The sequence below is a fragment of the Leptospira limi genome, from assembly GCF_026151395.1.
Taxonomy (GTDB): Bacteria; Spirochaetota; Leptospiria; order Leptospirales; family Leptospiraceae; genus Leptospira_A; species Leptospira_A limi.
Genome location: NZ_JAMQPV010000001.1, coordinates 2,526,327 through 2,545,595, shown reverse-complemented (window position 1 = coordinate 2,545,595; position 19,269 = coordinate 2,526,327). Strand labels below are relative to the sequence as shown.

Genomic DNA, 19,269 nt, shown 5'->3' with positions numbered 1-19,269 from the left:
AGTCTAATCATTTGAGTGGATGAAGCAATTAAGATAGAGATTTCCCATAGTTTTTTTGAGTTCAAAAAGGAAGAGTGGAATGAATTGGTTCCTTCCGATTCCCTCTTCCAAGAATTTGAATTTTTGTCTGGATTGGAAGAAACAGGGTGCATTGGGAAATCAGATTGGAAACCCGTCATTGTTTCTGCCAGGTCAGATGGAAAACTCCTCGGGCTTATACCCAGTTATTTGCGCAAAGACTCCTATGGGGAATATATCTTTGATTTCCAATGGGCCAATGCATTCCACAGGGCAGGCATTCCTTATTACCCGAAACTCACAGTCGCTGTTCCCTTTACTCCGGTGACAGGTTCTAGGATTTTGTTCCACCCAGAACTGACTGAGGAAGCTAAAAATTTGTTAGGGCAGAGTCTCTTATTGGCAGTAAAGGAATTTGGAATACAAGAAGGCGTTTCTTCGATTCACATTTTATTTTGTAAGGAAAACGAACAAACAGTTTCTCAGAACACTGGGTTTCACCCTCGTTTGTCTCACCAATACCATTGGTTCAATCGTGGTTTTTCAAATTTTGAAGAATTTCTTTCAACTTTGGTCAAAGAAAGGCGTAAGACCATTCGCAGTGAACGAAGAAAAATCTCGGAAACAGGGCTACAAATCCAAACACTCACGGGTGAACTCATTCGGGAAGAACATGCAAATCTCTTTTATGAGTTTTACCAGGATACCCACAGTAAAAAATGGGGACAGGCTTACTTAAACCGAAAGTTCTTTCTAAAGATGGTGGAAACCTTTCGCCATAGGTTACTCCTCGTTCTTGCTTCCAAACCCAATGGAGATCCCGTTGGTGGGACCTGGAATTTATACCGTGATGGATTTTTGTATGGAAGGTATTGGGGTGCCTTGGAACACATACCTAATTTACATTTTGAATGTTGTTATTACCGATTGATTGATTATGCGATTGAACATAAATTGGAAAGAGTAGAAGCAGGGGCTCAAGGGGAACATAAATTCCTAAGAGGGTATGAAACGGTTCCCATGTTCAGTTCCCATTTCATTTACAATGAAGAAGGTAGAAGTGCCATAGAATCCTATTTAGAAAAAGAGATCAAAATGGAAAGGGAGAATATTGAAGCATATAATGCACATTCACCTATCAAAGCTCTGAGGGAGGGGTAATGTCTGAAACCAGCAGAAAGTCATATACCGATTTTAACGTTGAATTATTAGAAAAAGAAAAACAGAAAAAACAATTAAAAAAACCAAACCGGTTTAAAGTGATTTTAATCAATGATGATTATACACCTCAAGAATTTGTAGTTTATGTATTAGCAGTTGTTTTTCGGAAATCAATGGAAGAGTCTCGTCAAATCATGTGGAAGGCACATACAGAAGGATCTGCTGTTTGTGGAGTGTATTCATTAGACATTGCACGCACAAAAGTAGAGGAAGTACATAAGTTAGCTGATGAGGCTGGTCACCCCTTACAATGCCAATTGGCAAAAGAGGAATAAATATGAATTTTTCAACAGATTTAGAAAAAACTTTAGAACTAGCGCAGAAAGAAGCGACAAAGTACCATCATGAATTTGTAACGCTGGAACATTTGTTATATGGCCTAACCTATAACGAAAAAACAAAGGAAGTCCTTGTAAATGTGGGTTGTGATTTGGATTTACTTCGGAAGGAGTTACTTGCATACTTTGAAGAGGATTTATCTTCTATCTCTGTTCCAAATTTAAAAATCCAACCAAAATACACTGTTGGAGTTCAGTTTGTCATCCAATTTGCTGCGTTTCATGTACAAAATTCTGGTAAGGAAGAAGTGGATGGAAATAATGTTTTGGTTGCTCTATTTCGGGAAGAAGATAGCCAAGCATGTTATCTGTTAGCAAAACAAGACATCAAACGATTGGATGTAATCAAATACATCTCCCATGGATTCAAAAAAGAAATCAATTCCAATGAACCCGATTTTTCAGCAGAGGAAGAATCCATCGACGAAGAAACAGAAAGTAAATCAAAACAGTCTGCTTTGGAAAAATTCTGTGTGAATTTAACTGAAAAAGCAAAATCGGGAAAATTAGACCCTTGTATCGGAAGGGAAACTGAAATCCAAAGGACAATTCATATCCTCTCCAGACGTAGGAAAAATAACCCAATTTTTGTAGGAGAAGCTGGAGTTGGTAAAACATCGATTGTGGAAGGCCTTGCAGAAAGAGTTGTACAAGGAAAAGTTCCAAAAAGTTTGTTAGGATTGGAAATTTATTCTTTGGATATGGGACTTGTTATGGCAGGAACCAAATTCCGAGGTGAGTTTGAAGAAAGGCTAAAGGCAATTTTACAAGAGTTAGTGGGTAAACCTGAAAAGGTCATTTTTATCGATGAAATCCATACCATCGTAGGTGCAGGAGCAGTTTCAGGTGGGAGTCTTGATGCTTCCAATCTGATGAAACCAGCCCTTGCCAATGGTGAACTTAAGTGTATAGGAACCACCACTTATAAAGAATACAAATCTATATTTGAAAAGGATCATGCTTTATCACGAAGGTTTCAAAAAATTGAAGTAGTGGAACCTTCCAGAGAAGACGCCATACAGATATTAAATGGTCTTAAGGAAAAATACGAATCCTTTCATAGTGTCCATTATAGCCAAAAAGCCATTGAAGCATGTGTGGATTTATCTACCTTACACTTACGTGATCGTTTTTTACCAGACAAAGCAATCGACCTTCTGGATGAAGCAGGAGCTTTTGTAAAGTTACGGGACGAAAACAAAGAGAAGGCAAAAAAAACTGTTGGTATCTTTGAAATTGAATCCTTGGTTGCTAAAATCGCGAAGATCCCAGAAAAAACAGTCAAGGCTGACGATAAAAAGAAATTAGAATCTTTGGATGCTGAAATCAAAACCATTGTTTTTGGGCAAGACCATGCCATCGATCAAATTGTAGATGCCATTCACTATTCACGTTCAGGACTTGGGGATGAAGGAAAACCAATTGGTAGTTTTTTATTTGTAGGTCCTACTGGAGTCGGTAAAACGGAAGTTGCAAAAACACTGGCAGATAAAATGGGAATTGAATTTCTCCGTTTTGATATGAGTGAGTATATGGAAAAACATTCTGTATCACGACTCATTGGTAGTCCTCCGGGTTATGTGGGTTATGACCAAGGGGGGCAACTCACAGATGCGATTGCGAAAACTCCACACTGTGTGCTTCTTTTTGATGAAATTGAAAAAGCCCATGAGGATATTTACAACATCCTTTTACAAGTGATGGACCATGCTACATTAACAGATAGCACAGGGAAAAAGGCAGATTTCAAAAATGTAATCCTAATTTTGACAACAAATACAGGTGCCCAGGAAAGTTCTAAACCTCTTCTTGGTTTTGATTCGGATCGTTATGACGATCGATCTTTGAAAGCAATCGAAAGGACATTTACTCCTGAATTTCGTAACCGTTTAACAGCTGTCATTGAATTCAATTCCCTATCCATTTCAATTGTGGAACAGGTTGTCAAACGAATGTTCCAAACCTTACAAAACAAGGCAAAAGAGAAGGGAATCCAATTGGATATAACTGAGAAAGCCGTCAGGTATTTGGCAGAAACTGGGTATGATCGGGCCATGGGAGCAAGACCCATCCAAAGGATCATCAATTCGGAAATCGGAAAACCATTATCGAAAAAACTGCTTTTCCACAAAGACAAAGTGAAGGCATTTTTGGTGGACTTACAAGAGAACCTTGGAAAACCAAATTTGCAAATCGTAGAAGTAGAATCTTGAAGATTGAAAGTCAGAGGTTGGTATTTTCATTTTCCCTTCGCAAGATTTTAGTGGGAATGTAAAAATACCTCATCCTCTTTTTTAAAACTTAAATATCCAAATATAAAGGCAAAAAACAAAGAACCTAGGAAAAGATAAAAAGTGATTTGAGTTGTCACTTCACTTGCATTGACAAAATCATAATACGTTCGTTTTGGCTCCAAATATCCCCAAATCACGATGATTGCAGATACCATCTCAGTTGCAAAAAACCAAATCCTTGTCCAAGAAGATTTCCAAAAACCTAAAAAGAAAAAATTAAGTAAACTGATTAAGATAAAAATGGAGTTGAGTTTGGGACTTAATGAAATTGATTCTTTACTTTCAAAAAAAGTAATTTCGTAGTGGAACCAAGGTAATACTGCAAACAAAAGTTGTAGGAATAAAAATATAAAAAATATTTTATCGTAGAATAGTTTTGTTTTCCAATAACTATATAATGATAAAGTAATTCTTTTTCCTAAATACCACCAAACTTTGAGTAAATCTGGAATTAACTTGATGGTTTCCTTCAGAAAAATCAAGAATTCGGAAAATAAATTTAAAAATAAATTTGTCATTCTACTTCAACTGTCATTTCTAATTCGACACTCGCATTGAGAGGTAAAGAACTCACCCCAATGGCAAACCTAGTATGTTTTCCTTTTTCGCCAAAAATTTGACCAACGAGTTCAGAAGCCCCGTTGGCAACTAAATGTTGTTCTGTGAAGTTTTCATCACTTGCAACATAAACTCCGAGTTTAACAACTGATTTGATTTGGTCTAGAGAACTTATCTGCAATAACAAAGCCGAAAGGGCATTGAGTAAACACTGTTTTGCTTCTTCTTTTGCTTCTTCTAACGTGATATCCTTTCCAACTTTACCCACTTTTCGTAACTTCCCGGAAACTAGGGGGAGTTGGCCTGAGGTAAACACCAAATTTCCTGAACGTTTAGAAGGAATATAGGCAGCAAGTGCCGCAGGAACAGGAGGGATTTGGATCCCAAGTGCATTCAATTGATCCGTAATAGCCATTGCCATCCAAACTATGGTTCCCATGCCTATGAGACAAAATTTTTTTTACTGGATGCAAAAATTCTAAATCTGAATTGACAATTGGCAGTCAAAAGTGTAGAGTGCTAATTAAAATAGCAGGCTACGAATAAGAGTGCCAAAAGGAGATTTTGCATGTTATTTCGAATTCTAGACCCACAAACAAAAACTAACCAGTTTTGGAGAGACTTTGATCGTTTGAACGATGAGTTGACTCGTTCCATTTTGAATGACCAATTCGGAAGTTCTTCGCATTTTCCTCCTGTGAATGTGTACACAAAAGAGGATGAGGCACTAGTCACTTGCCTTTTGCCTGGTATGGACACAGACCAGATTGAAATCAATGTTAAAGACAATATGCTTTCCATCCATGGAAAGAAAAAGGCTGAAGATTTAGCGGAAGGAACAGAAGTTCATCGCAGGGAAATTTTCCATGGTGAATTCCATAGAACTCTTGAACTTCCATTTCGAGTGAACCAAGACCAAGTTTCTGCAAAATACGTAAACGGTGTCTTAAACATCCACTTACCAAGAAGAGAAGAAGACAAACCGAAAAAAGTATCCATCAACATCGGATAAAAGAAGGAGAAAACGATATGAATACACTGACAACAGAAAATAAACAAACGTTAGATGAAAAGGCTGGAGTGAAAGAAGTTCAACCACAAGTAAGAGTTTACTCTCCGAATGTAGATGTTTATGAAACAGAAAACACAATTTTATTCCGAGTGGAAATGCCTGGTGTTGATGAAACATCTGTTGAGATCACAATCGAAAAAGACCAACTCCAATTAGAAGGGAAATTCAAAATGGGAGCGGAAGAAAAAGGTCAGGTTCGACTTGCGGAATACAAAGAAGGTAACTATTTCCGAAAGTTTACCATTAGCAAAGCGATCGATTCTGAAAAAGCTGTTGCAAAAATGAAAAACGGAATTTTAGAACTTTCCATTCCTAAAATTGAACCGAAAAAAACAAAAATTGAAATTCGAAATTCTTAAATCAAAGAAGATCGAATTTGAAAAAAGATGGATTGAGTTTTTAACTCTAACGAAACAGAGATGAACGAAAAATATGTACCCAACAGAACAAATGTTTTGTTGGGTTTTTTTTAGACCAAGGCCTTCAGGGATTGGAAAAGGATATCATTTTCTTCCTTTGTTCCAATTGTAATTCGAATGAAATCCTTACAAATTCCATAGGAAAAATACCGGATGAGAATATTTTTTTCCTTCAAGGAAAGGTATAAATGTTCAGGCGAAATCCCTGGTTTTGGTTTGCAAAAGAGGAAATTAGTAGAAGAATCTGGGATGGTAAAACCCAGGGATTCCAAATTGGTTTTCAGGCGAGAACGTTCTGATATAACAAGTGTTCGTTTCGTTAAGAAATATTCTTTGTCTTTATAAGAAGTTTCTGCAATCACTTGGTCAATGATTCCAACATTATAGGAATCTTTGAGTTTACGTATCCAAGAAATTGTTTCAAGGGATCCTATAATGTAACCAACACGAAGTCCCGCGAGTGCATATGATTTAGAAAAAGTTCTCGAAACAAGTAGGTTTGGATGGTGTTTGATCTCAGATACCAAACTGGCGCTGGCATCTGTAAAATCAATGTATGCTTCATCTGACAAAACAAGGCCACGAAACGAACGAATCAGATCTAATAGTTTTTCCTTCGGTTCTTCAATGCCCGTAGGTGCGTTTGGATGGGCAAAACATAGTAACTTACCTTCTGATTTTTTAAGAGTTTCAAAATCAAAATGTAGATTTTCTAAGACAGGAACCGCTTTGTACTTCGCTCCCACCATCATTTGTTCGGTAAGAACTGGGTAATAGGAATAGGTTGGGTCTGGTGCTACAACCGTATCACCGGGACCAATAAAGGTTTGGAATAACAAACGTAAGGCTTCATCCGAACCATTGGTCACAAGGATTTGGTTTGGGTCCAAATCATAATCATTTGCGATGAGTTCTTGCAGTTTCCTTGCATGGTAATTGGGATACTTGCGGAGTAACCCTTTTTCGATCACTTCCTCTATTGCCTTTTGGATTTTTGGTGAAGGAGGATAGGGATTTTCGTTTGTATTTAATTTGATCGTGGAAGTCGTAAGGCCGGGTTGTTCTCCTGGAGTGTAGGGAGAAAATTGTTGGAGTTCCTTTCTCACAAACAACGTTGGGTCAAATTGGTTTTTTTGTGAATCCATGGATTACAACCGATTCAAAGCATTGATGTATGCCTTGGCACAAGCTTCAATGATATCTGTTGAATCACCTTTGCCCACAACCCGACGTTCGCCGTCCTCCAATGTGACAGAGGCTTCCGCCATCGCATCGGTTCCTTCTGTGACAGGTGAAATCACAAGTCTGGATAAGAGGGGGGAAAGCCCTGTGACAGAACTGATGGCCTTAAAGATACTGTCAACTGGTCCATCACCTTTTGCTTCCCCAACTTTCGTTTCACCGTTGATTTGTAAGTTTACCTTTGCGTATGGTGTTTTGTCGGAACCAGTATTTTGTTCGAAAGAAATCAGGCGGTAGGTTTCATCCACTTGGGATCGGCTAATCTCAGATTGGAAAAGGGCAGCGATGTCTTCATCAAAGACTTCTTTCTTTTTATCTGCAATTTCCAAAAAGCGATTGTACGCATTGTCAATTTCTTCTGGTTTGGGATCAAATCCCATACGGATGATTCTGTCTTTAAACCCAGCTCTTCCAGAATGACGACCCAGTACCATTCTGTTGGATTTTAAACCTACTGACTCTGGTGTCATGATTTCATAGGTTTGGCGGTTTTTGATCACACCATCTTGGTGGATTCCTGATTCATGGGCAAATGCATTGGCTCCCACAATTGCTTTGTTAGGTTGTACCACCATACCTGTGATGGTTTTTACCAAATGAGAACCACGTGTGATAAGAGTGGAATCAATGTTTGTTTCCACACCAAAGGTATCCTTTCTCGTTTTTAATGCCATGACCACTTCTTCCATGGCTGTGTTACCTGCTCGTTCTCCAATCCCATTGATGGTACATTCAATTTGTCTTCCACCTGCAAGGACAGTGGCAAGGGAGTTTGCAACGGCAAGGCCAAGGTCATTATGACAATGGGCAGAAAAAATGACTTTATCTGCACCTTTCACCTTTGTTTTTAAAAAACGGAACAGATCCATGTATTCTTGAGGGGTCGTATAACCAACAGTATCTGGGATGTTGATAGTGGTTGCGCCTTCCTCGATCACAGCCTCAACTAACTCACGTAAGAATTCCCATTCCGATCTTGTCGCATCTTCTGGTGAAAATTCTACATCGGGGACAAAGTCTTTTGCCATACGAACGGCAATCCTAGCCATCTCTAAAACTTCGGATGGTGATTTTCCGAGTTTGTGTTTCATATGAATGGGAGAAGACGCGATAAAGGTATGAATGCGTTTGGATTTAGCTGGTTTGAGTGCGTCTCTTGCCGCTTCTAAATCGGGGCGTAGGGCTCGGGCAAGGCCACATATGGTGGGACCTTCAATTTCACGGGCAATTCTTTCGACGGCTTTGAACTGGACTGGGGAAGAAACGGGGAATCCTGCTTCAATGATGTCTACTTTCATCCGGGCAAGGTGACCCGCAATTTCTACTTTTTCGTCTTCGCTCATAGCAGCACCAGGGCACTGCTCTCCGTCCCTCAAAGTCGTATCAAAAATCCGTACGTAATCTTCCATCTCCTTCCAGATCATAGTTTCCTCGAAGTCTGTCAAGGAGTATGGAAAGCACCTGTGATCCAACGGTATGGTTTCCCATCATCTTGTATTGGGATTGGTTGCCGATTGCCTTCTGTCCAAAAACGAATTGGTTTTTCCTGGGTATAGGGGACTTCTCTTTTGGTAATCGATTGGTGGAATTTTTGTACTTCCTTTCGGGGTTTTGGAAACTCATTGAGAACCAAAATCCAGAGGAGAAGAGAAAGGAAAAAGATGGGGAGAGGGAAACGATTTTTCTCTTTTGCCAATACCCAAGAGACTCCAACAAGTCCCAAAAACCAAAGGGGAAAGAGGTAACGAATGGGATAAGGATGAAGGTAGGTAAACCGACCCACCACTATGAGGAGGAACAGTAAAATCGGAATCAAAAGGAGAAACATTCGTTTGAGTTGGTGTGGAAACCAATGAAAAAAGAAAACGAACACAAACAACAAACCAAGCAAGGAACGATTCTCATACACAAGCAGCTTGGAAACATCATATAGGTAATGAGTGGCTAAGAAGGTAATTTCTCCTAACGATTTTATTTGGAGGGTACCTAACAGGATTCCAAAACTGTTGGGAATCTGAAGTTTTGTTTTGAGTGAATAAAGGATGAGTTCCATAACGATGAAGTAAAACGAAATCATACCAAGGTAAATAATGTTTTTTTTCCGAAAGATCCCTTTCCAATTTATAGAATCCATTCGCGAAAATTTGATGATGATCAAACAAAACATCCCAATACAAAACGAAAATCGATCAGAAAGGTATAAGAGACTAAAACCAAGTAAAAACAGAAAATTAGTAACATGTTTTGGTACAAACAATTGCGGAAACCAATTGCGAAGAAAATTTTTTTCTTCGATCGGAAACTCTACTTGATTCTTGATAAAGGCGATTTGATTCTCTTGCGTCTGGGACCGGTAATAGAGGCTAACAAGAAATAAACTAAAGAAAAAACCTGTGCTATGGTGGGCATTCGAAACAAAATAAACCAAGGGCAAGGGTTTATCTCCAAAGGTGTCTCCGAGCAGTGAAAAGATTGTGAATAAGGTTTGGAACCAGATTAACAATTGGATGGTTGTTCGTTTAGAGAGCTTGGATGATAAAAATGAGTAGAATCCTAAATAGAGGAAAGCCATCTGGATGACTCCATACATTGTAGGTAGATACAAAAAAGGAAATACAAAGTACAAGAAGGCCATACACCCTATGTCAGGAAAAAAATAGGGAGAAGGAGGGAGATACCAATGGGATATTCCATTCCCACTCATCCAATCATGCACAAATAGTGTTGTATACAGCTGGTCAGCGGAGTATAAGGGGATAAAATAAATGGTTTCGCATAACAAAAAGTTGATGAATCCAGAAATGAATAGGAAAAGAATCAAAACCAATCCCTCGTTCCGTTTGGTTTGTTTCCCAGATTCATAGAAATATGATTGGAAAAAATTTCTAAAGATTAGGATTGGATTCATATGCCAGAACAAAATGTGTCTCGTAACAAAACGTTAAACCTCTACTCTGTCAATTTGGCTGGTGGAGAAAATTGTTCCGAACCATTGCACTTCTACCAATCCATTTTAGGTGGCAAAGTTCTGAAAGAAAGTTTTGGTCATGCGGAACTAGAATTGGAGTCTGGTTTACGAATTGTTTTTTCGAAAGAAACGGAACATTGCCCTGTGCGGGGAGGAACCCTCACACTCCAAGTGAGCCAAAATGAACTGGTAGACAAAATGATTTCCCATTGCCACTTGGTACAAGCTGTGCCAACCCAAGGGTATTCCTTATATGAAGACCATTGGGGGAATTGGTTATGGCTTTATTTTGCTAAAAACTGAGCCAAACGATCCGGATAGTCAGTGATAAGACCAGAGACACCTGCATCGATTAGGGTTTTCCATTCTTCTTCTGTATTGGGAGTATATGGAATCACAAGTAAAGACTCGGAATTACATTTAGATACAAATTCCTTGGAACAGGCGGAAAAATGGGGAAGGATCAAATCTGGTTCGAAGTCCATGTAACGGTCGTTTAGCGAATCTCCTTTTTCAATGAGTAATCCACGTAAAACCTCAGGTTCTTCTTTTCGTACTAAGTCTACAAGTTCCCAATCAAAACTACTCACCCAAATTCGATTTTGTAATTGGAACTTGCGGATGAGTTTGACAACTGCTTTTGCTAAATCTTCTCGTTCTTCCCTTTTGCCTTCACTTTTCAGTTCAATATCAAACACTGTGTTTTCAGGCAAAGTTTGTATGATTTGGGATAAGGTTGGAATTTGTTCACCTTCAAAATCCTCGGAGAAAAATCCACCAGCATCCAGTTCAGCTAACTGACGATAGGGGATCTCGGCAACCTTTCCCTCTCCATCAGTTGTTCGGTCGACTGTAAAATCATGGATGACAACCAGTTCTCCCGATCCACATAACATGGTATCCAACTCAAAATAATGAGTGGAGTCTGATCCAACAAGAAAGGATACAAGCGTATTCTCAGGAGCAAGACCCCTTGCCCCTCTATGTCCGATATTGACAGGAGTGTTTCCGAGGAGAGATTGCAAACGTTCGGACCTTGGTTGAAACATTACATTACCCTGGTTGGATGGAAGATTCATACCCTTCTTCTTCCATCGCTTCTTTGAACATTTGTTCTTTTAAGCTCGTACCCAGGTAACGATCAATGTAAATGTGGATGGCATACAGGACGGGTGTGATGAGGATCGCAACCCCCATTTTGTATAAAAAATTGGTACTGGCAATCGATACGAGTTTTGGTACTGGGTGGTACTTTCCGAGGGCAATGAAGATCACAACAAAGGAGTCAATGAGTTGTGAAATCACAGTGGAACCTGTAGCCCGTAACCAAATGTGTTTTCCCTTTGTTTTTTTTCGTAAAAAATGAAAGGTATGTAAATCAATCATCTGTCCGATCACGTAAGCAATGATGGAACCAAGGATCACAAGGCCTGAATTGGCAAACACTCGTTCAAAGGAGGCATCATCAATGGGAGAATCTGGGCTTGCCGGGATTTGAATATCAATGACAATGAGGAGGTAGGCAAATCCAATCATGAGCATCCCAAGAAAGGTAGTGGCTCGCACCACCTTACGCCCAAAGTATTCATTGAGTAAGTCAGTAATGATAAACGTAACTGGAAACGGGATAACCCCCATAGTCATGGTAAACCCAAAGGCAAAAAATAATTTACTACCCGTCAATTCCGCAAGCAGTAAAAACGTTAGAAAAAAACTGAGTAGGACAGTATAAAGGATCACCGGTTTTTGTTTTAAGGCATTCATGGATTTCTTTTCCTTCCCATCTGAATTTCGACTAGGAGAGAATGGCTCCTAAAAAATCATGGGATACAGATAGATAGAGTGGGTTTCGATTAATCTCTACTCTTTTTTTCTGAACAGTTCGATAATCAACCAAGAAGAAACGTATATGTCTGAATCACAATCCCCTAATTCCCCCAAACGCCAACTCTCGAATGTGGCGAAGTATTCGTTATTATTTGCCTCTTGGTTCTTTTTATCTGCCATTTCGTTTTATTTGGGAATGAATCTCATGCAAAATTCAGGCTCCACACTGGTTTTGAAAGACCTTCCTAAAACGGGAAATACAAACCCAAGTGTAGTCGAAGCATCCACTCCATCTCTTGGCACTCCTTCTGAAATGGAGACGGGAGAGAAAAAAGAAACAAAAGATCCTGTCACAGTGGAAGAAGAAGTTGTGGAAACACCAAACTTTGTTCCAGATGAGAACGTAAGTTTTCGTTCTTCCGCTTGGTCCACTGACTGGACGGCGATGAAAAAAACAGTCCACCTTTATAACGAAATCCATCCGTTTATCTATACAATGAAAGGTGGGCTTTCTAATAACGGGGAACTCATTTCCAGTTGGTCAAGTACGTCTCGAAAGGAACGAGTCCAAGAACTCCGTGCCTTAAATCCAAAAGTCAAAATCATCCCTACCATTTTCCGTTGGGAAAATCCAAAAGAAAAAATCCAAGAGAACATTGGTATGGGCGGACGAAGTGACATCCGTGACCACCACATCCAAGTGATTGTGAATGAAATCTTGACCTATGGGTATGATGGAATCGACATCGACTACGAAGGGATGTCTTGTGATAAAAAAGAAAAGTTCGAAGAATTTTTTGCCCTTCTTGCCAAAGAAGTTCATAAAAAAGGAAAACTCATCTCTGTTGCAGTCCATCCAAAAACCCCAGCAGAAAAATCAAAAAAGAAAGAACTCCAATGCCGTGGACTCTCTAAACCAATCCACTTAGACTTCCGTGAAAACTGGAGAGGACCAACTACCCATGATTATGAATTCCTTGCTAAACACGCAGACCGTGTGAAAATTATGGCGTATGAACTCCACCCAAGGAAATACCATAACCCAGGTCCTGGTCCACAAGCACCTAACGTTTGGTTAAAAGACATCATCACTTACGCGAAAAAAAGGGTCCCAACCCACAAACTTTATATGGCGATTCCAACCTATGGGTATGACTGGGCTCTCAATTGTAAGGCATCTGCGAAAGCAATTTACCATTCTGATGCACAAAGGATTAAATCCGGTACCCATAAAAACCGCCAACCCACTGATATCAACCGGATCTTAAATGAAGAAAATAAAGTGGCAAGTTGGAGAAACTTATCGAAGTTTTCGGACATTCATAAAAACCGAGCATATGAAGATCCATCCTTATGGTATACAAGTGGTGGTTGTGACCGAGTTGCATTTTACATGAACAGACGTGCCTTTGAAGAAAAAATGACCCTTCTTCGTAAGTATGATTTGGGTGGATTTTCGTTCTGGCAACTTGTGACAGACAATGACCCTGAGATCAATGTATATTTGAGTAAACTCGTCCAAGGCCAACTCCCACCTGTGGAAAAAGCAAAAGACGAAGAGGAACCGAAGGAAGAAACAACAATCCAAAATTCGGATTCCAAAGAAGCTTTAAAAGTTTCCAATTCTCAAACCAAATCTAAAACAAAGACCAAACAGTTTTAACATGAAAACACTTATCTCTTCGGATGTTCGTTTGCTTGCGGACCTCATCCGAAAGGGAGGAGTGGTTATTTTTCCCACAGAAACTGTTTTTGGGATCGGTGCTTCTAGTTTTAACGAAGAGGCTTGTAAACGGATCTACAAAATCAAAGGGAGACCCAGTGACAACCCTCTCATCGCTCATTTTTCTACGATAGAAGCCATCAAATCTGTCTGTGAAGTGAGTGAAGTTGCAGAACGATTGTTATGCGAATTTGCACCAGGACCTATCACACTTGTCCTTCCTAAAAAAAATCAAAATGTTTTTCCAAAAGAGATGCCAACCCTTGGGGTTCGGATTCCCAAAAATCCAATCATTCGTGAGTGGATTGAAGAATGTGGCTCACCGATCTCTGCACCGTCTGCCAATTTATCAGGTAGACCCTCTTTAACTCGCATGACCGATGTTTTGCGTTATTTTGATGGGATTGTGGATGGAATTTTAGTTTCAGAGGAACCAAGTTTAGGCATTGAATCCACTGTGGTTGGGTTGTATGAAGATCCACCTGTTTTGTTACGGCCAGGATCCATTGAGTCGGACCAACTCAAACAATTTTTGCCAAATTTGGTTTTGCCAAATTCACTGACAAAAGGTGGAGAGTTTGTTCCACCGAGTCCAGGGATGAAATACAAACACTATTCTCCCCAAGCGAACGTGAAACTCCTTCCTTCCGACACATTCGTTTCGGAGTTTCTCAAATGCGGGAGCAAATCCAACTCTGCTTGGATTGGATTTTCTTTTGGACCTACGGACGAACACAAAAAACCAACTCAGACATTCGATCCCACTAGAATGAAACTTGTTTCTTCTAACTGGGAATACAGCTCTGCACTCTATGCTTTTTTTGAAGTTTGTGACCAACTGGGTATAGAGACTATCTATTGCGAAGAACCAAGGGAAAAAACAGGCAAAGAAGGCCTTCTCAATCGTTTGCAGAAAGCCTCAGAAGGGAACTAAGACTTAATCGGTAAGTTTCCTATCATATCCATCGATAGGTGATTGGAACTCCGTTTCGATTTCCTTCTAGGATTACCTTTCCACTTTACCTTCTGTTTTTCCAATGGAGTTTGGTATGAGAAAGGAGAGACACCTCACCAAGAGATTCCAAAAGATTCAATTCAGTGAATAGTCCACCAAGGAGTGGGATTTTATTTTTTAGATTGTAAGCTGGCAATTCTTCGGTTACATAAATCGCCTTTCCACCTAACTTCTCTTTGACAAGTTTGATTGCATCGAGTAGTCCACCGAGTGAATCGACAATATTATTTTCAGTTGTTGGTAAATACACCCTTCCCATGCCAATTTTAGGTAGGGTTTCGAGAGGGATATTCCTACCTTCCGAGACACGGCGGTAAAACAAGGCTTCTATTTTTTTGATTTGTGATTCTAAATACAAAATACTTTGTTTGGAAAGTGGTTGGAATTCAGAATGGATGTCCCGGAACGGATAAAACCCAACGGCTTCCTTATTCAATTGAAACTTCTTATATAATTTTTGTAAATTAGCTCGGATACTTACGGCACCGATGGAACCTGTAATGCATACAGGGGATGCAGTGATATGGTCTGTGGCAGTGGCTATATAATACCCACCACTTGCTACTGTATCTTTAAAGTAAGCAGTTACCAATTTTGATTTTTTTAATTCTAAGATTTCTTGGTGGATTTGTTCGGAATAAAAAGCCGAACCTCCTGGAGAGGATATTTCTAAGATGACGGCTTTGGTTTTTTTATCTTCCGCTAATGCCTGCAATGTGGGAATGAGAGAAAAGGCTTCAATTTTACCATTTTCTCTATTTTTGTGTAAGTAGTCTCCACCGGTAATGTTACCATCAATTGGAAGTACAACCACTTCCAATTTTCTTTTTGGAATCAGTGAAAAATCTTTTATGGCTTGGTAAAGAACGGGAAAATTAGGTGAATAAAGTTTTCGATCTTCACTAAAAAATTCAGTCTCAGTTTTGATTCCTTGGATAACACCTGCGGAAAGTAAATCATCAGCAGATAACATTGGTTTGTAAAAAAGGGATTCTAAGGATTTTTTTCCGCCTGTGAGAGCTTCTAAAATCACGGAACGTAGGTTTAGAATGAGTGATTCTAAATTCTTTTTTGCCTCTTTTGAAAATTCTCCGCGAGTAAAACTTTCTGCAAAGGACTTATAGGGGCCTGAGGCAAAGGCTTGCACTTCAATTCCCCATGTTTTTAAGAATTTACCAAAAAACATAGGTTCGGCGCTCGGAAGCATCAAAGTAAATTCGGATTCGGGGGCAAGGTAAGTTTCATTTGCGACTGTGAGTAACAGTAAAGTCCCAAGTCCACCTTCTTTGGCAAACATCCGTAAGGTTTTCCCAGAATCCCGAATGGCCAAAAGTTCGTTTCTGATTTCATAAAACTCAGAAAGGGTCCATTCTAATGGAGGTAAATTGATATCAAGTGCTTTGATTTTTGGATTTTTTCTGATGGTTGCGAGTAATATGAGAAGTTCCAATCTTGTGATGGTTTCTTCTTTCCCTTGCAGTTTTTTGACAAAATAGGATTTGTATGAGTCCTCAAATCGAGGTGGCATTTCCAATTCATATACTTCACGGCCTCTCTGGAAAAGCAGGCTTAGACGTAGATAGATTAGGTACAAAAGGCGAAAGGGCAAAAAAAGAATCAAAAAAAGAATTCGAAACACTGGCAGTCCTCTTCCTTCCATTCCTTAAAATTCTTTCCAGAATGAAAGAGGAAAACAAGCTATCCGATGTGGATTCCTTTATTCGTATTCGTGGCGCTCGTGAACATAACCTAAAAAACCTAAACCTCGACATACCGAGAGACAAACTTGTGGTCATCACTGGTCTTTCGGGTTCTGGGAAGTCATCTCTTGCTTTTGATACCATATATGCAGAAGGGCAGAGGCGGTATGTGGAATCCCTTTCCAGTTATGCCAGACAATTCCTCGGGCAAATGGAAAAACCAGAGGTGGACCAAATTGAGGGCTTAAGCCCCGCCATCTCCATCGAACAAAAAACTACTCATCGTAACCCTCGTTCTACGGTAGGAACGGTCACAGAAATATACGATTATTTACGTTTGTTATACGCTCGTGTTGGAAAACCCCATTGTCCAAAATGTGGGACCGCAATCTCTAGTTTGTCAGTGGACCAGATCACAGACAGGATTAATATTTTCCCCGAAGGAACTAAACTTCAGATCCTAGCTCCCGTCATCCAAGGGAAAAAGGGAGAACACAAAGAGGTCCTGGAACGTTTCAAAAAGGAAGGGTTCAACAGGGTTCGTGTGAACGGAGAAGTGTATTCTCTCGAAGATGAAATTCCCTTAAAGAAAAACTTTAAAGCTGACATCGATATTGTTGTGGATAGGATTGTGATGAAACCTGGGATCCAATCTCGATTGTCGGATTCTGTGGAAACCGCGCTAAAAACTGCTGATGGAATTGTTGTCGTAGAAGACGGTGAAAAAGACCATCTCTTTTCCCAAAAACTTTCTTGTCCCAAATGTGATGATGTCAGTATCCCTGAGCTGACACCTAGACTTTTTTCCTTTAACTCTCCCTTTGGTGCCTGTACCAATTGTGATGGACTTGGCGCCTTACTTGAGTTTGATGAAGCACTACTTGTGACAGATAGAGAAGCATCACTTGCTGAAGGTTGTATCGAAGCTTGGGGTGGTTCTAAATCCAATTCTTATTGGTATATGGCCACCATACAGGCGTTATCTAAAAAATTGAAATTTAATTTAAACACGCCGTGGAAAGATTTATCGGACAAGGTAAAAAATACAATCCTTCATGGTGATAAATCCATCCATATTGATTATGATTTTAGGGGTGCCAATTCTCATTATGAATTTTCTCGGAATTATGAAGGGGTGATTCCCAATCTAAAACGCCGATACAAAGAAACAAAATCAGATTCCATGCGCCAATGGTTTGAATCCTTTATGACAAACCATGATTGTGATGAGTGCCATGGCAAACGACTCCGAAAGGAAGCACTTGCTGTTAAGGTGCAAGGGATTGGGATTGATGCCTATACAGGTTTTTCCATCGAAAAGGCACTTGAATTCACAAAACAATCGGAATACAAGGGTGCAGAAGACACCATCTCCAAACCCATCTTAAAAGAGATCTTACAAAGGTTACATTTTTTAAATGATGTGGGAGTCGGATATCTGAATCTCAGTCGTTCTGCTGGAACTCTGTCTGGGGGAGAGATGCAACGAATCCGCCTCGCCACCCAAATTGGATCTCGGCTTATGGGTGTTCTTTATATCTTAGATGAACCTTCCATTGGACTCCACCAAAGGGACAATACAAAACTTGTACAAACCTTAAAGGGACTTCGCAATTTAGGAAATACCGTCCTCGTAGTGGAACATGACAAAGAGACGATGGAAGAAGCTGATTTTATCGTGGATATGGGTCCTGGTGCTGGTGTCCACGGTGGGGAAATCGTTGCTTTTGGAACTCCTGAACAAATCAAAAAAGACAAACATTCGGTAACTGGAAAATTTTTATCGGGTGAAAAACGAATCTCCATGCCAGAAACTAGAAGAACTGGGAATGGAAAATTTTTAAAAATCACAGGAGCCTCGCATAACAATCTTAAGAATATCGATGTGTCGATTCCACTTGGGACTTTAACTGTTGTTACAGGGGTTTCTGGTTCTGGAAAATCCACCTTGATCAATGAAATTCTCTACAAGGAACTCGCAAGTTCCGTGATGGGGATGAAACTTGTTCCAGGCAAACATAAAAAAATCCTAGGGAAAGAACAAATTGATAAGGTGATTAACATTGACCAGTCGGCCATCGGAAGGACACCACGTTCAAACCCAGCCACATATACTGGTCTTTTTACCTTTGTGCGTGAACTTTATAGTGGTTTAGAAGAAGCAAAAGTGAGGGGATATGGTCCTGGTAGGTTTAGTTTTAATGTGGCTGGGGGAAGGTGTGAAAAATGTGAAGGAGATGGGATCTTAAAAATTGAAATGCATTTCCTTCCTGATATTTATGTGGAATGTGAAGTGTGTAAAGGAAAACGATACAACCGCGAAACATTGGAAGTAAAATACAAAGGGAAAAATATTTCAGATGTTTTGGAGATGACTGTCGAAGAGGCAGTGGTGTTTTTTGAAAACATTCCTAACCTCAAACGAAAGTTAGACACCCTTATGGATGTTGGTCTTGGGTACATCAAACTTGGGCAAGCAGCTACAACTTTTTCTGGTGGGGAAGCACAAAGGATTAAACTTTCCACAGAACTTTCCAAACGCCCAACAGGAAAAACACTTTATATCTTAGATGAACCAACAACTGGCCTCCATTTTGAGGATATTGAGAGGTTATTGTCTGTATTGCAGGTGTTAGTGGATAAGGGAAATTCCATGGTCATCATAGAACACAATTTGGATGTGATCAAAGCTGCCGACTACATCATCGACATTGGTCCAGAAGGGGGAGATGGTGGTGGAGAAGTCATTGCCACAGGTACTCCAGAAGAAGTTGTTACTGTGAAACGATCGTTTACCGGTCAATACCTGAAAAAAGTGTTGGAAGAAGAAAAGGTTCTCGACGCCAAACAGGCAATGAAAAAGGGAAAATAAAA

17 protein-coding genes are annotated in these 19,269 nt (G+C 39.8%); 9 read left to right on the top strand and 8 right to left on the bottom strand.

Translation table 11 applies throughout. The features are described from left to right. Window positions 1-15: 15 nt before the first annotated feature. From ND812_RS11745 to clpA, 3 genes are read left to right on the top strand one after another with little or no spacing between them, the layout of a single operon-like run. Window positions 16-1,179: a GNAT family N-acetyltransferase gene (locus ND812_RS11745; protein WP_265375608.1), complete on the top strand. Its 1,164-nt coding sequence runs from the start codon at window positions 16-18 to the stop codon at window positions 1,177-1,179. Next, the gene (gene clpS / locus ND812_RS11740; RefSeq protein WP_265375607.1) at window positions 1,179-1,514 is read left to right on the top strand and encodes an ATP-dependent Clp protease adapter ClpS; all 336 of its coding nucleotides are present in this window, start codon (window positions 1,179-1,181) and stop codon (window positions 1,512-1,514) included. Before ND812_RS11745 ends, clpS begins: the two co-directional genes overlap by 1 nt. Window positions 1,515-1,516: 2 nt before the next feature. Then, window positions 1,517-3,790 (top strand): ATP-dependent Clp protease ATP-binding subunit ClpA, encoded by a 2,274-nt coding sequence (gene clpA / locus ND812_RS11735; protein ID WP_265375606.1) that lies wholly within the window; start codon window positions 1,517-1,519, stop codon window positions 3,788-3,790. A 47-nt stretch (window positions 3,791-3,837) separates the two neighbouring features. Here clpA and ND812_RS11730 read toward each other — a convergent pair whose 3' ends face one another. Both ND812_RS11730 and ND812_RS11725 read right to left on the bottom strand, forming a co-directional pair. After that, complete coding sequence (locus ND812_RS11730) at window positions 3,838-4,389, bottom strand: hypothetical protein (protein WP_265375605.1); 552 nt, start codon at window positions 4,387-4,389, stop codon at window positions 3,838-3,840. Beyond that, on the bottom strand, window positions 4,386-4,844 hold the full coding sequence (locus ND812_RS11725; RefSeq protein ID WP_265375604.1) for a RidA family protein: 459 nt from the start codon (window positions 4,842-4,844) through the stop codon (window positions 4,386-4,388). The genes ND812_RS11730 and ND812_RS11725 overlap by 4 nt, the downstream gene beginning before the upstream one ends. 153 nt (window positions 4,845-4,997) lie before the next feature. On the opposite strand from ND812_RS11725, the gene ND812_RS11720 reads away from it, so the two are divergent. Both ND812_RS11720 and ND812_RS11715 read left to right on the top strand, forming a co-directional pair. Next, window positions 4,998-5,441, top strand: a complete 444-nt coding sequence (locus ND812_RS11720; RefSeq protein ID WP_265375603.1) for an Hsp20/alpha crystallin family protein — start codon at window positions 4,998-5,000, stop codon at window positions 5,439-5,441. A gap of 17 nt (window positions 5,442-5,458) precedes the next feature. Further along, window positions 5,459-5,860 carry an Hsp20/alpha crystallin family protein gene (locus ND812_RS11715; RefSeq protein WP_265375602.1) on the top strand — a complete coding sequence of 134 codons (402 nt, stop codon included), beginning with the start codon at window positions 5,459-5,461 and terminating at the stop codon, window positions 5,858-5,860. 110 nt (window positions 5,861-5,970) lie between these two features. Here the strand turns inward: ND812_RS11715 and hisC are convergent, their stop codons facing one another. Genes hisC through ND812_RS11700 form a run of 3 tightly spaced genes read right to left on the bottom strand, consistent with a single transcriptional unit; the run spans window position 5,971 to window position 10,070 of the window. Continuing rightward, window positions 5,971-7,065 (bottom strand): histidinol-phosphate transaminase, encoded by a 1,095-nt coding sequence (gene hisC, locus ND812_RS11710; protein ID WP_265375601.1) that lies wholly within the window; start codon window positions 7,063-7,065, stop codon window positions 5,971-5,973. Window positions 7,066-7,068: 3 nt separating this feature from the next. After that, window positions 7,069-8,586 (bottom strand): 2-isopropylmalate synthase, encoded by a 1,518-nt coding sequence (locus ND812_RS11705; protein ID WP_265375600.1) that lies wholly within the window; start codon window positions 8,584-8,586, stop codon window positions 7,069-7,071. 17 nt (window positions 8,587-8,603) lie between these two features. Then, window positions 8,604-10,070, bottom strand: a complete 1,467-nt coding sequence (locus ND812_RS11700) for a hypothetical protein (RefSeq protein ID WP_265375599.1) — start codon at window positions 10,068-10,070, stop codon at window positions 8,604-8,606. Here ND812_RS11700 and ND812_RS11695 point away from each other — a divergent pair, their 5' ends adjacent. After that, window positions 10,071-10,433, top strand: a complete 363-nt coding sequence (locus ND812_RS11695) for a VOC family protein (RefSeq protein WP_265375598.1) — start codon at window positions 10,071-10,073, stop codon at window positions 10,431-10,433. Here ND812_RS11695 and ND812_RS11690 read toward each other — a convergent pair. Together ND812_RS11690 and ND812_RS11685 are read right to left on the bottom strand one after the other, a co-directional pair. Next, window positions 10,415-11,179 (bottom strand): glycerophosphodiester phosphodiesterase, encoded by a 765-nt coding sequence (locus ND812_RS11690; RefSeq protein ID WP_265375953.1) that lies wholly within the window; start codon window positions 11,177-11,179, stop codon window positions 10,415-10,417. The genes ND812_RS11695 and ND812_RS11690 overlap by 19 nt on opposite strands. Window positions 11,180-11,183: 4 nt before the next feature. Next, window positions 11,184-11,894, bottom strand: a complete 711-nt coding sequence (locus ND812_RS11685; RefSeq protein ID WP_265357825.1) for a queuosine precursor transporter — start codon at window positions 11,892-11,894, stop codon at window positions 11,184-11,186. Between the two features lie 145 nt (window positions 11,895-12,039). On the opposite strand from ND812_RS11685, the gene ND812_RS11680 reads away from it, so the two are divergent. Next, window positions 12,040-13,620, top strand: coding sequence for a glycosyl hydrolase family 18 protein (locus ND812_RS11680; RefSeq protein ID WP_265375597.1), 1,581 nt, complete (start codon window positions 12,040-12,042; stop codon window positions 13,618-13,620). Window position 13,621: 1 nt separating this feature from the next. After that, window positions 13,622-14,614 (top strand): L-threonylcarbamoyladenylate synthase, encoded by a 993-nt coding sequence (locus ND812_RS11675; protein WP_265375596.1) that lies wholly within the window; start codon window positions 13,622-13,624, stop codon window positions 14,612-14,614. Between the two features lie 85 nt (window positions 14,615-14,699). On the opposite strand, the gene ND812_RS11670 is transcribed toward ND812_RS11675, so the two are convergent. Continuing rightward, window positions 14,700-16,223, bottom strand: coding sequence for a S49 family peptidase (locus tag ND812_RS11670; protein WP_265375595.1), 1,524 nt, complete (start codon window positions 16,221-16,223; stop codon window positions 14,700-14,702). A gap of 152 nt (window positions 16,224-16,375) precedes the next feature. On the opposite strand from ND812_RS11670, the gene uvrA reads away from it, so the two are divergent. Continuing rightward, window positions 16,376-19,267, top strand: coding sequence for an excinuclease ABC subunit UvrA (uvrA, locus tag ND812_RS11665; RefSeq protein WP_265375952.1), 2,892 nt, complete (start codon window positions 16,376-16,378; stop codon window positions 19,265-19,267). Window positions 19,268-19,269: the final 2 nt, after the last annotated feature.

Coding starts and splice junctions, on each gene's coding strand:
- clpS (WP_265375607.1), top strand. CDS start 1,179: ATGTCTGAAACCAGCAGAAAGTCATATACCGATTTTAACGTTGAATTA.
- clpA (WP_265375606.1), top strand. CDS start 1,517: ATGAATTTTTCAACAGATTTAGAAAAAACTTTAGAACTAGCGCAGAAA.
- ND812_RS11730 (WP_265375605.1), bottom strand. CDS start 4,389: ATGACAAATTTATTTTTAAATTTATTTTCCGAATTCTTGATTTTTCTG.
- ND812_RS11725 (WP_265375604.1), bottom strand. CDS start 4,844: ATGGCTATTACGGATCAATTGAATGCACTTGGGATCCAAATCCCTCCT.
- ND812_RS11720 (WP_265375603.1), top strand. CDS start 4,998: ATGTTATTTCGAATTCTAGACCCACAAACAAAAACTAACCAGTTTTGG.
- ND812_RS11715 (WP_265375602.1), top strand. CDS start 5,459: ATGAATACACTGACAACAGAAAATAAACAAACGTTAGATGAAAAGGCT.
- hisC (WP_265375601.1), bottom strand. CDS start 7,065: ATGGATTCACAAAAAAACCAATTTGACCCAACGTTGTTTGTGAGAAAG.
- ND812_RS11705 (WP_265375600.1), bottom strand. CDS start 8,586: ATGATCTGGAAGGAGATGGAAGATTACGTACGGATTTTTGATACGACT.
- ND812_RS11700 (WP_265375599.1), bottom strand. CDS start 10,070: ATGAATCCAATCCTAATCTTTAGAAATTTTTTCCAATCATATTTCTAT.
- ND812_RS11695 (WP_265375598.1), top strand. CDS start 10,071: ATGCCAGAACAAAATGTGTCTCGTAACAAAACGTTAAACCTCTACTCT.
- ND812_RS11690 (WP_265375953.1), bottom strand. CDS start 11,179: ATGTTTCAACCAAGGTCCGAACGTTTGCAATCTCTCCTCGGAAACACT.
- ND812_RS11685 (WP_265357825.1), bottom strand. CDS start 11,894: ATGAATGCCTTAAAACAAAAACCGGTGATCCTTTATACTGTCCTACTC.
- ND812_RS11680 (WP_265375597.1), top strand. CDS start 12,040: ATGTCTGAATCACAATCCCCTAATTCCCCCAAACGCCAACTCTCGAAT.
- ND812_RS11675 (WP_265375596.1), top strand. CDS start 13,622: ATGAAAACACTTATCTCTTCGGATGTTCGTTTGCTTGCGGACCTCATC.
- ND812_RS11670 (WP_265375595.1), bottom strand. CDS start 16,223: ATGCCACCTCGATTTGAGGACTCATACAAATCCTATTTTGTCAAAAAA.
- uvrA (WP_265375952.1), top strand. CDS start 16,376: ATGAAAGAGGAAAACAAGCTATCCGATGTGGATTCCTTTATTCGTATT.